General features: G+C 47.5%; 9 protein-coding genes. 8 read left to right on the top strand and 1 reads right to left on the bottom strand.

Annotation, left to right across the window (positions count from 1 at the left end):
* Positions 1-41: 41 nt before the first annotated feature.
* The 3 genes from MHH56_RS24610 (at position 42) to MHH56_RS24600 (ending at position 4,593) form a co-directional block, all read left to right on the top strand.
* Entirely contained in the window at positions 42-1,457 is a 1,416-nt protein-coding gene (locus MHH56_RS24610) for an endo-alpha-N-acetylgalactosaminidase family protein (protein WP_339204294.1), read from the top strand.
* A 132-nt stretch (positions 1,458-1,589) separates the two neighbouring features.
* Positions 1,590-3,410: a right-handed parallel beta-helix repeat-containing protein gene (locus MHH56_RS24605; RefSeq protein WP_339204293.1), complete on the top strand. Its 1,821-nt coding sequence runs from the start codon at positions 1,590-1,592 to the stop codon at positions 3,408-3,410.
* Complete coding sequence (locus MHH56_RS24600; RefSeq protein WP_339204292.1) at positions 3,400-4,593, top strand: Gfo/Idh/MocA family oxidoreductase; 1,194 nt, start codon at positions 3,400-3,402, stop codon at positions 4,591-4,593. Before MHH56_RS24605 ends, MHH56_RS24600 begins: the two co-directional genes overlap by 11 nt.
* Before the next feature lie 140 nt (positions 4,594-4,733).
* Here MHH56_RS24600 and MHH56_RS24595 read toward each other — a convergent pair whose 3' ends face one another.
* The gene (locus tag MHH56_RS24595) at positions 4,734-5,039 is read right to left on the bottom strand and encodes a hypothetical protein (protein ID WP_339204291.1); all 306 of its coding nucleotides are present in this window, start codon (positions 5,037-5,039) and stop codon (positions 4,734-4,736) included.
* 522 nt (positions 5,040-5,561) lie between these two features.
* On the opposite strand from MHH56_RS24595, the gene MHH56_RS24590 reads away from it, so the two are divergent.
* The 5 genes from MHH56_RS24590 to MHH56_RS24570 all read left to right on the top strand — a co-directional run bounded on the left by MHH56_RS24590 (position 5,562) and on the right by MHH56_RS24570 (position 13,486).
* The gene (locus MHH56_RS24590) at positions 5,562-7,913 is read left to right on the top strand and encodes a beta-galactosidase (RefSeq protein WP_339204289.1); all 2,352 of its coding nucleotides are present in this window, start codon (positions 5,562-5,564) and stop codon (positions 7,911-7,913) included.
* Between the two features lie 380 nt (positions 7,914-8,293).
* Positions 8,294-10,690, top strand: a complete 2,397-nt coding sequence (locus MHH56_RS24585) for a glycoside hydrolase family 95 protein (protein WP_339204288.1) — start codon at positions 8,294-8,296, stop codon at positions 10,688-10,690.
* Positions 10,691-11,145: 455 nt separating this feature from the next.
* Positions 11,146-11,268, top strand: a complete 123-nt coding sequence (locus tag MHH56_RS24580; protein WP_339204287.1) for a hypothetical protein — start codon at positions 11,146-11,148, stop codon at positions 11,266-11,268.
* Between the two features lie 43 nt (positions 11,269-11,311).
* On the top strand, positions 11,312-12,022 hold the full coding sequence (locus tag MHH56_RS24575) for a metallophosphoesterase family protein (RefSeq protein WP_339204286.1): 711 nt from the start codon (positions 11,312-11,314) through the stop codon (positions 12,020-12,022).
* 282 nt (positions 12,023-12,304) lie between these two features.
* A complete protein-coding gene (locus tag MHH56_RS24570) occupies positions 12,305-13,486 on the top strand; it encodes a polysaccharide lyase 6 family protein (RefSeq protein WP_339204284.1) in 1,182 nt (393 codons plus the stop codon).
* Positions 13,487-13,506: the final 20 nt, after the last annotated feature.

Genomic DNA, 13,506 nt, shown 5'->3' with positions numbered 1-13,506 from the left:
GCGCTGTCAGGTTTCTTCATTACAGAAAGGAAGAGGCCAGGATGACTAACTCAATAGATACTAATGAAGCGTGGAGATTCATTCCGGGGGAATATTACGATTGGCAAGAAACGATGCAACCGGAGAGCCCTTACAATTTCGATTATAGTCAGACGCTGACAATGAAGCTAGGCATGGCGATTCCGGACGGTAAAGGCGGGTCGAAGGTGTTTTGTACGTTTGAACAGGCGCTTCGATATATTGTGGACATCGATCGGCTTACCAGAGGCATTCCGAAAATCATTTACTTGGTCGGATGGCAGTATAATGGTCACGATGACAGATACCCTGCCTGGGATGAAGTGAATGTCCATTTGAAGAGGCCGCAGGATTCGACTGCGAAGGACAGCTATTTGTGGTTGGCGGAAGCAGCCAAACGTTATAACACAACAGTCAGCGTTCATGTCAATATGACGGACGCCTACGATAATAGCCCGCATTGGGATCTTTACATGGAGCATGATCTGATTTCGCGTAACGAAGATGGTTCTTTGCTTCAAATCGGTAACTATAATAATATGGCTGCCTATCAAATTTTTTATAAGAAGGAATGGGAGAGCGGGAAAATCGTCCAGCGAATCGAGAAGTTGATCTCGCTGCTCGAGCTTGATAAGGCCGGCACGGTACACCTGGACGCTTATTTTCCGAGAGCGAATGTTTTCCGAGGCGTCTCCCAGGAGGAGGAGTCCTCCTACATGCGCCGGACGATTCGCTATTTCCGAAGTCGCGGGATTGATGTGACAAGCGAAAACTTCGCCCATCATCGCAACGATCCGTTCATCGGATTGCAACCGTGGTGCTGGTGGTTTGATCAGAACCAGGAGAAGCATTTTCTGGAGAGACCCGCCAAGCTGCTGAGCGGAGCTGCTATTCGAGATTACTCTAAACCGGGCATTCCTCGCAGACATGATCTGGAGTTCTTGTTCGGCGCGGGCGTGCATGGCGAGGATGTATTCTGGGATCAAGGCAACGAAGTTTCACGCGAGGATTGGCACGATATCTTCATGGAGCAGATCTGTACAAGAATGCTTCAATACCAGTATTTGAACTCGCTTGATCGCATTAAGATAGAGGGCGAGGGCGATAACAGGGTCGTTCATTATTCGGGAGGGCATTCCGTTCATCTAGCGGATCACTCCGTTCGTCGAGACAGCAAGCCGCTGCGCGTAGGAGACGACGTGCTGTTCCCTGCTTTATGGCAAGTGCAACCGGAATTAATCGCATTCAGCAAGAGTGGATACTCGAAGAAGGCTTGGTCGCTTCCGCCTGATTGGAACGAAGTAGCTGCCGTTGATATCTACCGAATTACGGCTGAAGGATTATCGGAAGCGCAACTTGGTCAACGAATTGTGGGAGGGTTGCTGGAGCTTTCTCTAGCGCCGGGAATGGCGATATCAATCATTCCATCGCAGCAATAAATAGAGAATGAGCGGACGAAGGAGACGAGGGGGCGCTCATTGCAGCTTCAACAATTGATTCGATGGCGTTCAAGCGCAGTTTGTCGTAGGAAATGGGTGTAGTGAAAAGTCGATCACACTGGGAGATGAAGCATGCGAGGTCAAGCAAATGTGATAGGAAACGATCCGGCGCCCCGTCTGTTTCGGGTAACTGATTACGGAGCGATCCCGGATTCTTGCGAGGATGCGACTAGGTCCGTACAGGCTGCGATCGTTGCCGCTTCGGCCGAGGATGGGCCGACGGTAATCGAATTTCCGCCGGGAAGATATGATTTGTATGCCAATAACGCTAGCAAAGAACCTTACTACGTCTCGAATACGGCTAGCGAAAAGGAGCATCCCCATCAGATCAAAACGATAGGCCTCTGGTTTAAAGGGGCAAAACGAATTCATGTGGAAGGGAATGGCTCGCGACTGCTGTTTCACGGGAAAATGACGCCGATCGTCATGGACGGCTGCGTCGACGTGGAAATAAGGAACCTGACGATCGATTTCGTCCGGCCGACTATATCTGAAATGCGAATCGTCGCGATCTTCGAAAACTATTGGGAGGTGGAGGTTCATCCGGATTCTTATTATTTGTTGATGGACGATAAGCTTTATTGGACTGATGAAGATTGGTCTTACCGCGGGGGCCCTGCCCAGGAATTTGACCCGGTGAGCAACCGGACCTGGAGAGTGCCCAACCCGATCACGTTGGTCAGCCATGTCGAACAGATGGAGCTCGGTAAGCTTCGGCTTTGGTTTGTATCGGCAGCTCCGATCACGAAGGTTGGTCATGTGTTTCAAATGCGCGACGGCATTCGGGATCAGGTTGGTGCTCTGATCGTTGGCTGCCGGAATATTACTTGGCGTCATGTCTGGATGCAATATATGCATGGGCTTGGGATCGTCGGGCAATTCAGCGAAAACTTGACTTTGGAGGGCTTGCGATTGGCGCCTGATCCTTCCCATGGACGAACAGCGGCGGCGTTCGCCGATTTTGTTCATCTTTCCGGTATGAAAGGAAAAATATCGATCAACGATTGCTTATTCGAGGGTGCGCACGATGATGCCATCAATATTCACGGTACCCATCTAAAAATCATTGGCGCAGAGGACGAGAGACGCATTCGCGTGCGGTTTATGCATCCGCAAAGCTACGGATTCAGCGCCTTCCATTTGGGCGATGAGATTGATTTTATTTCGGCTAGCTCGTTAATACCTTATGCTACCCGTCATGTTGTCGACATCAAGCAGCGTAGTCTGCGTGAAGCCGAACTGACGCTGGATGCTCCGGTATCGAGAATGATCGGGGACGAGGATGTCATCGAGAATATCACATGGACGCCCGAAGTATCCATAAGCGGAAATGTCTTCAAGAGAATACCGACTCGTGGAATTCTAGTGACAACGCGCCGTAAAGTGACCATCGAGAATAATCTGTTCGAGAAGCTGCATATGAGCGCGATTCTCATCGCCGACGATGCGGTAAGCTGGTATGAATCGGGGATGGTTCGCGATGTCCAGATAAGGGGAAATCGGTTTGTCGCTTGTGGTAACGGTAATCAGCCGGTCATTTTGATTCAACCGGAGAACACGGTTGTATCAGTGGATGCTCCCGTGCACAGCAACGTTGTGATTAGTAATAACCGCTTTGAATTGGACGCTTCCCCATTATTGGATGCGAAGAGCACAAACGATTTAATTGTTGCGGATAACCAGATCTCAAGGAACGGCGATATGGGCGGAGAATACGCTGATTCGCAAGAAATCATCCGCTTACGGGCATGCAGCGGAGTTGAAATTCGCGGGAATACAATGGCAGACAAGGCAGTCGCAATCGTAAAGACGATATCAATGAAGGCAGAGCACCTTGCGATCGATAAGGGGCAAGCAGCTATTATTCGGAGGGATCACGAGGATGAAATCTAAAGTGAAAATCGGCTTAATCGGGCTTAGTGGACGGGGAACGGGGCTTTTGGAAATCATATTGCTGAAAATGGAGGACGTGGAAGTCGTCGCTGTCTGTGACTTGCACGAGGATCGTCGCGAACAGGCAGCTAATATGATTGAAAAGGCAGGCTGCAGTCGACCTTTTGAAACTGGTGACTATAAGGAAGTTCTGAATAAAGAGGCAGTTGACGTCATCATGATCTGCACACCTTGGTCCACCCATATCCCTATCGCAATCGAAGCGATGGAGAAAGGGAAGTATGTCGCTTGCGAGGTCGGAGGAGCTTATTCCATGCAGGAATGCTGGAAGCTGGTAGAAGCTTATGAGCGAACGAGGGTTCCATGCATGATGCTGGAGAATTGCTGCTACGGCCGCGATGAGCTCATGGTATTAAATATGGTAAAGCGAGGTATTCTCGGAGAAATCGTCCATTGCTCAGGAGGTTATCTTCACGACCTGCGTTATGAAATCGCTAATGGCAAAGAAAACCGTCATTATCGACTGAACGAATATATTCATAGAAACTGCGATAATTATCCCACTCACGAGCTAGGTCCCATCGCCAGAATACTAGATATCAATAGAGGAAATCGTATGGTATCGCTTGTGTCTCTCGCCTCAAAGGCGGAAGGCATGCAGGAATACATCACAAGCAAGAGGAAGGATAGCGAGCTTGCTCGTACTCGGTTTAAGCAAGGCGATATCGTAACGACTATCATCCAGTGCGCTCGCGGAGAAACGATTACACTCACATTGGATACTACATTGCCTAGATATTATTCAAGAGGTTTTACGGTAAGGGGAACAAAAGGAATGTATATGGAGGAGAACCATTCTTTATTCATAGATGGACAGCATAACCAGTATGAATCGAATTGGAAGACGCAATGGGGGAACGTCGAGCACCTTCGCGAGCAATATGAACATCCGCTGTGGGAGAGCTATTTGCAGGAAGGAGTTAAAGGAGGCCATGACGGGATGGATTGGCTTGTCTTCCGGGATTTCATCGAGAGTTTCAGGAACAAGGCGCAAACGCCGATTGATGTATATGATATGGCTTCGTGGATGAGTATATCCTCATTAACCGAGGATTCGATTGCCATGGGCGGGCAGCCGGTAGCGATCCCAGACTTCACAAACGGGAAATGGATCGGCAAGTGACAAGTTCTCGATAGACTTTCGCTTTGATGACAATGCGTCGCTGGATGAAGATATTAACCGAAGAGGACAAAAGGTAGATTAGGAGGAACAACCGACGGCAGACATTCGAGCTGCCGTCGGTTTCGTGTGAAAGGGAATTTTTAGCTGGTAACAGTGAAGATAACCGTTTGCTTAGGTCCCTTGTTTCCTATCTTGTCTATTGCATACACTTCGATCTCGTAGGTTTGGATCGGCGCCTCATACGGAATTGGATAAGACCATGTGAACGATCCATCTTCTTCGCGTTTCATTGCATCGTAAATCCCGTAATCCGAAATTCTTACGATCGATTTGTCGATCTCGACGCTATCCCCGAGATTGCCGTACTCCACTTTCAGTTTTGCCCAATCTCCGCGTTTTCCTTCATTCGGCGTAAAGATAGCTTTCAATTCGTACATTTCATGCATGAATATCAACTCCTATTATTTTGTACTGACTAGTCAGTATTATCATATTCGGAACAATAGGCTTTGTCAAACGATCATATCCATCATTGCTTCGAATATTAAGAAATGAGAACGACCTAAAAATCTAACTATCTCTCTCCATATTGAACTGGAATCTAGAGGATCGGAGAATGAGCGTGACGCTTGTCTCTAATGTCGATCAGACAATCGATTTTAGAGTAAGGGGCGAAGAAGTGAGTAAGTTGATGTTGCTTGCATGTGAACGCAGGAAGATGGACAACAAGCCATGTTCAGAACTCTAATGGCCTTCTGGTCAGCAACCGGTTTCGATTTCTAAATATCTGACTACGAGATTAATATTTGAATAAGACAGTTCGACGGATTTGGACAATGATCTTAAAAAATGCCCATTGTTCAGGTAGGATACCAAAATTATGATGGAAGTGAAAATTAATTCAAGCGCTCGAATCCAGTGCAACAGCTGGGATGGGTTGGAAAGACGCATACTCGGGGAGTGAAACAATGAAATACTTACTAGATGTTGGCAATCAACGAAAGCCAGTATTGATCGAAGGTCATCTAAAAATGGGAGGCACCAATCCGGCGGGAGAGGAAATCAACGTGAACAGCTTGCATCTCACCCGCGGAGGAAAGCCGTGGCTGCCGGTTATGGGGGAGTTTCATTTCTCCAGGTTTCCTCATGGACAGTGGGAGGAAGAGCTGCTTAAGATGAAAGCGGGCGGCATTCAGATCGTCGCTACTTATATATTCTGGATCTATCATGAAGAAACAGAGGGTCGCTTCGATTGGTCGGGAGACAAGGAACTTAGGAAATTCGTGCAGTTCTGTCAGAAGAACGAATTGGAGGTCCTTGTTCGCATAGGCCCATGGGCGCATGGCGAATGCCGTAATGGAGGATTTCCGGATTGGATCTATGGAAGATGCGCGTTACGGACAAACGATGATGACTATTTGCGGTATGTTAGAAGGTTTTACGGGGAAATTGCCAAGCAGATCGAAGGGTTGTCCTTCCAAGAAGGCGGCTCGATCGTCGGCATGCAATTCGACAACGAATTGACGGATAACCCCGAGCATTTGCGAGCCTTAAAGAGTATCGCGCGAGGATTGGGCATGAAAGCTCCTTTATATACGGTTACAGGTTGGGGGGGCCCAGGTGGAGCACGGATTCCGAAGGACGAAATGCTGCCGTTATTCGGAGGTTATCCGGATCATCCTTGGGAAAAGCATACAAACCAACTGCCTCCAGGACCGCATTATTTCTTCCATTCAGTACGGAACGATCCGAGCATCGGCAGCGATCTGTTCGGCGAGAAAGCCGTTGATATTAAAGATTTGGAAGACATCGAACGTTATCCCGATGGCTCTTGCGAGCTTGGGGGCGGCGTGCAAATTACCTATCATCGGCGTCCCATCATACAGGCGGACGACGTTGGCGCGATGGCGATGATTAAGATAGCTAACGGGTGCAATCTGCTGGGCTACTATATGTATCATGGAGGAACCCAGCCGCTCGGAGAACTTTCAACGATGCAAGAATCCAATCCCCAAGGCAATCAGTTGCCCGTACGGAGCTACGATTTCCAGGCGCCGCTCGGAGAGTTTGGCGGAATCAGGGATTCTTATAGAATACTAAAGCGGCTTCATTTATTTCTACACGATTTCGGAGAAAGGCTTGCGCCCATGGCTGTGGTTTTTCCGCAAGTTCGGCCTTCATCCTTGGAGGATAACGAGACGGTACGCGTCGTTGCGAGAGCACAAGGAGATAGCGGCTTCCTGTTCTTCAACAACTACCAGAGACTAACGGAGATGAAAGACAAGGATGGCGTACAGGTTGAATTGCGGTTACCCGGAGGTGAGCTGAACGTTCCTGCAAATGGATTTACGCTTAAGAAGGACGGTTACTTCTTCTGGCCATTCCATATGGATATGGACGGTGTACGTTTGAAATATGCGACCGCACAGCTGTTATGCATGCTTCGCGGAGATGGGGAGACGCTGTATGTATTCTTCGAGGTTTCTGGCGTGTGCCCCGAATTCTCCTTCGAATCGGATACCGTTTCCGATGTCGAATTGAAAGAGGGAACTTTGGTGCGGCAGGATGGTACGCTCGCCATTTCCGATCTGAAGCCGGGATCTGGCTGCGAATTCACTGTTCGCTCTGCTGCCAGTCATGTTGTTAAGGTGCTGACAATAACCGAAGAGCAGTCCCTGCATCTGTGGAAGGGCCGGGCATTTGGAGGTGAACGGTTAATTCTATGCGAAGGAAACGTCGTGTTTAAGGAGAAAGGGTTGCGCATTAGCGGTACTGAAGCCGACCGGATGGCATTTGCTGTTTATCCTCCTGTTGAACATAGCATCACTTGTCAGGGCGTTTCGTTGAAGTCTTCACAAGACAAAGAGGGGATATTCCAGGCGTTCAAGCCGATCCTGCTAACTCGTGAAGTCGAATTCTCATGGAAGCGGATCCGTGATTCTTCGCTAAACGGAGATTTCTTCAACTATTTATTCGAAGATAAGGGGCAAGAAGGAACAGCACCTGAATGGGAGATTCGTATAGATGCTTCGGCATTCAATGAAGCGAGCGAAATCACGTTGATCGTCAATTTCGTAGGAGATGTAGCACAAGCCTATATTGCCGGACAATGCGTCGCAGATCAGTTCTATAACGGCGTCCCTTGGAAAATAGGCTTAAAGAGATTTCGTGATCAATTGGCGAGCCATTCGATTGTTCTGAAAATTTCTCCTCTATTAAAGGAGAGAGACATCTACATGCCATCCAGACCACTGGAAGATCACCAGCCAGAGATTTTGGCCCTTTCTGCGGAAGCGGAGTATGCGATTAGCATAGGCTAGGCCGATACGGCGTACCAAACGAATAGCCCAACTGAAGCAAAATCCAAATCCCCTAATAACTTAGGGGTTTGGGATTTTTATGTTTTATGTAAAGCACCTTAATATCGGATACCTAAGTGCTTATAAATGATCTGTATTCATTGAATGAAAACGTTTTATAATTAAGCCTATAGAAAGGAGGAAAACATGAAAACGAATTCACATCCTGTTACAAGAACCTCTATGACCAGTCCTTTACCAGACATACTCAGCAGACGTTTCAGAAAGCAGATCACGTTTCAAATATTTGTGTGGCTAGGACATTTTTATAAAGTATTTAAACAATATGTTGGCGTAACCCCCGGCAGATATCGGGAAACAACAAAGAGGAGTGAACGTGAATGAATATGTATTTTGACAAGCCGGCAGATGTATGGACAGAGGCGCTGCCTATTGGGAATGGGCATCTAGGGGCGATGATTTTCGGCGGTGTGGAAAGAGAACGATTACAACTAAATGAGGATACGCTTTGGTCAGGTCCCCCTATGGGAGATAATAATCCGAATTCATTAGCGGTGTTGCCCGAAGTTAGGAAGCTGCTGCAAGAAGAGCGATATGAAGAAGCAGACGAGTTAGCGAAGTCTATGTTGGGCCCCTATACACAATCCTACTTGCCGTTAGGAGATCTCATACTCGATTTTTATCATGGCGATCTAGCCACCGAATACAAACGAAGCCTTGATTTGGGGACTGCTATAGCCCGCGTTGAGTTTAAGGTGGGAGATAACCGAATCATTCGTGAGACGTTCTGTTCTTACCCAGATAAGATACTAGTAATGAGATTAACTGCCAGCAAAGCTTCGTCGCTTAACTTCTCTGCTAGGATGCAGAGTCCGCTAAAATATCGAATGTCTGTGCGAGACGATAGTCTCGTCATGAATGGCCGCTGTCCGGATCATGTGGATCCAAGCTATTATTGTACAGATAACCCAATCGTATATAAAGAAGAAGTGGAAAGTGAGGCTATTCGCTTTGAGGCGGGGCTAACCGCAACAGCGGATGGTGGATTGATAGAGCTGGATGATAGCGGTCTGCATGTCAGTAAAGCCTCTTCGGTTATGCTTATATGGACTGCTGCATCTAGCTTTAATGGTTATGATAAGTCGCCTACTCATGAGGGGAAGAATCCGCCTGAGGAGGTTGCAAGACGATTATCGCTAGCGGCAGCACAGTCCTTCGATGTGCTGAAGGATAAACATCTTGCCGACTACAAGCCTTTGTTTGATCGTGTCCAATTGCAATTAGATTCGGCTTCATCGGAACATGAATCAGAGATACCAATTAATAAACGGATTAGGATGCACGGGGCTGATGATCATGGACTCATAGAGCTATTGTTCCAATATGGACGATATTTGCTTATTGCCAGCTCTCGGAAAGGAAGTCAGCCGGCTAATCTTCAAGGGATATGGAACCGAGAAACGAGGGCGCCGTGGAGCAGCAATTGGACGCTGAATATTAATGCGCAAATGAATTATTGGCTTGCAGAGACCTGCGGATTGCCCGATTGTCACGACCCATTATTTGATTTGATTGACAGTTTGAAAATTAAAGGAAGTGAGACAGCCAAGGTGCATTATGGCATAAGAGGCTGGACAGCTCATCAAAATACTGATATTTGGGCACAAACAGCGCCTGTAGGCGACTATGGGCATGGCGATCCAGTCTGGGCACTATGGCCGATGGCGGGAGCATGGCTATGCAGTCATTTATGGGAGCATTATTTATTTGGTGGTAGTCTCCTATTTCTTAAAGAGCGTGCATATCCGATTATGAAGCAGGCGGCTCTGTTCATAAGTGATTATTTAACGGAGGATCATCAAGGCTCGTTAGTCACATCGCCTTCCACTTCTCCCGAGCATAAATTCAAAAATCCTGCGAATGGCAGCTTGGTTGGTGTGTCGACGGCAAGCGCTATGGATATAGAACTTATTTGGGAGCTGTTTACAAACTGCGTTGAAGCTGCAGAAGTGCTGCAGGTGGATGAGGAGTGGCAGAAGGAGCTGCTCAGCAAGAGAGATAAGTTAGCTCCGCTTCGAATCGGAAGAGGAGGCAGACTCCAAGAATGGTCTGTTGATTTCGATGAAGAGGATCCCCATCACCGCCATGTTTCTCATTTATATGGTGTTTATCCGGGCAGTCAATTTACGAAAGATCACGATAGTGACTTGTTCAAGGCAGCTCGTCGCTCTTTAGAAATTCGGGGTGATGAAGGAACAGGTTGGAGTCTCGCATGGAAAGTTGGACTATGGGCACGCTTTGGCGAAGGCAACCGTTCTCGTAAATTAATTAGTCATTTGCTGCGAATTGTTGATGAGAGGGACCCAGATAGAGGGCATACTGGAGGAGTTTACCCGAATCTTTTCGATGCTCACCCTCCCTTTCAGATTGATGGAAACTTTGGGGTAACGGCTGGCATTGCTGAAATGCTGCTGCAGTCACATGCAGGGAAGCTGCAACTGCTGCCGGCTTTGCCGGATACTTGGCAGGCGGGAAGCATAACAGGCTTGCGTGCGCGCGGCGGATTCGTGATAGGGATCGAATGGGCAAGCGGTAGGCTTTCGCAGGCCAAGCTTGTTTCAAAGCTAGGACGCAATTGTACAATAGATGCTGAAGTAGAAATTGAAGCTATCAATAATGGAGTAGTTATAGCTAAGTCGGAGCAGCATATTAAGAAAATTTCTTTTCCTACAGTTGCAGGTGAACAGTATATAATTAGACCAATTTCTGCTTTGTGATATCAAGCTTAATGATCAGACAATTTCCGGACTTTTTATGTATAAGGATTTCGCAAGAAAATTGATAGGAATAGCAAGTTAATCATTTAATCTTCTAAATAGGATGAAAAACATCCCGTCCCCCTTGCATTTGAGGGTTGCCGAGCACAAACGAGTCACGATTGTTGAATAAAAGACATTGATGAGCAGGTGCTACGGTAACCTGCTCTATTTTTTAAGCTAATGGAAGCTAATATGAGGCAGCGTACGTGCCCTTTTTCTCGAAAATGTACGTTCTCATGAGTGACTTTTTTAAAATTTGATGCCCATTCCAGAAATTGCAGATAGGAAGTAGAAATATATGAGGGCGGTTTTAGCTTTTGACGATTTATCAGAGTTCCATCTTTTTATATAAAGGAGGGAGAGTGTGCTCGACAAATGGGAGAACACTTAAATCCGAATGCTGTAGTGGGTTCGTGCCGGGTGACGAGGGGAGTAAAGTTGGCATCGCCGAGATGGCTGACATGGTGCTAATGGCTTATCCTCTGGAGCGCAACCGTTTCATGCCAGGGGATACATTGCACGGACGGAAGCGGTGACGTTACTGCTGGGAATTTTGAATTTTTGGGAGTTGAACTGATTATGAAAGCTTTAATTATTTCGGATATTCACAGCAACGTCTATGCATTGGAATCGATCCGCAAAGCAGAACAAGGCTGTGACCTAATCTATTGCGCGGGTGATCTCGTAGACTACGGTCCTTTCCCGCGGGAAGTTATCGAATGGGTGCATAAGAACGATGCGATTTGCGTTCGCGGCAACCACGACGACATTATTATCGACCTATACCGAAACGGCAATAGAAGTCATGATGTGGCGGAGGATGGGATTAAGTGGGCACATTGCAATGCAAGGCTGCTCGGTGAAGCGGAAATTTCCTTCCTAGAAAGCATACCAGTCTACCGAACATTCGAGATGGACGGGTATAGTTACACGATGCAGCATCTGTACGACAACTATTTGACGATTGACAGCTTGCCCAAGTACGACGCCTTCTGGGCGGAACGCAGCGGCGAGGCAACTGGAACCGCAGGAGATCGCCGCATTATATTCGGACATACGCATCGTAGATGCATTCATTATTTGAGCGACGCCAGTTTGTGGCTGAATCCGGGAAGCGTGTCTTACCGCCGTCGCGACGATCCGTCGAAAGAAGCGCACTATTTCACGATTACCGATGGCAAAATTGCAATGAAAAGTCTTGTCTATGACCGCACACCTCTGCTTGAAGCAGCACAAAAGTTGCTGTTGAAGGAAGAAGAGATGAAGGTTGCCTACTTTTTTTTCGGTTAAGCGGGCTGGTAAACAGGCAACTGCAATGGGGACGTATCCACGATTTGATATCGGGATACGTCCTTTCTCATGTTTTGTCCACCGGCAGGTTGCGGTTTACAGGTTGCAAGGTGATTATTTTCGCTATTTTTAAGCCTCAGTTTACTTTTTTATGATTGTTTCATTTTTTTACACTATGGCATGGGAAACGTATCTTTCATAATAGAGGTTGTGAAGTTGCTGATATGATCCTGCAGAGGCTGCGGATCATATCAGCCTATTTAATAGGAAGCAGGTGGGAAGATGACTACTATTTATTGGGTGTCGAGTAGCGACGAGTTGGCGGCAGCCATGGGCCGGGCAGAACCTGGTTCCACGATCTTGTTGGCAGACGGCGTTTACGAGCGGAATGAAGACTATATTATTGAAGGCAAAGTGGGATCGGACACCGCCATATTAAGCATTCGCGCTGTCAATAAAGGAAAAGCGACGATAGCTGGCGAATCAAGTATACGCATCTTGAACTCTGCTTATGTAGAGGTATGGGGGCTGCATTTCCAGGTCGAGCAGCGCGAATCTATCATTCTGGACGGTTCGCGGCATGTGAGGATTGCGCGGAATAGATTTGAGCCGCGACAGGTTGGGGCGGAGTATAGCCTGCTGTCTGTGATGGGAAGCGGCAGCGGCTGGAACCGAATCGAACGCAACGAGTTCGGGCCAAAGGCCGACCTTGGACCGCTCGTCATTTTTGATGGCGACGGGGAACAAATTTCGCAGCATGATGTTATTGAATATAATTATTTTCATCATATAGGCCCACGAGTTGTCAACGGGCTTGAAGCGATCCGGCTCGGCTTGTCCGGAATCTCTCTCTCGAACGGTTATATTACGATTCAACACAACTTGTTTGAAAATTGCGACGGAGAGCCCGAGATTATTTCGGTAAAAAGCTGCTATAATACAATTCGGTACAACACATTCCAAAGCTCCGCCGGCCAAGTGACTGCACGGCACGGACATGGAAACCATTTTCATCACAATGTGTTTATCGGTGATGGCATGAAGGAAGAGATGGGCGGGTTTCGCATTTACGGCAACGACCATCACATTTTTGATAATTATATGGAAAACTTGACGTTGGATGCGCTGCTCATTGACGGCGGTAACTACGATGGGGGTCCAGGCGGCTATCCGGAGGCTCCGACGGAGCAGGAAATGAGGAAACATTGGCGCGTCTATCGCGCGCATGTTGTGAATAATACGATTGTGAATTGTCGTCATGGCATTACGCTGGGCAAGCGGGTTCCTTATGCACCTGAGAATTGTGTAATCGCTTACAATCGTGTATGCGGCAAGGAGCAACAGGCCATATATGAATACCGGCCGTCTCCGGCGGTATGTATCAACAATCAGAAAGTGGAAGTCGAGGATATTCGTTGTCCGGCCATTCTAACAAGAATTGACGTCGGTCCCGACTCCGACTAAAGCTAACATGGAGGAGAACC

The sequence above is a fragment of the Paenibacillus sp. FSL K6-3182 genome, assembly GCF_037976325.1.
Classification (GTDB): domain Bacteria; phylum Bacillota; class Bacilli; order Paenibacillales; family Paenibacillaceae; genus Pristimantibacillus.
The sequence above is the reverse complement of the archived record's forward strand: the minus strand, read 5'-3'. Positions and strand labels throughout refer to the sequence as shown.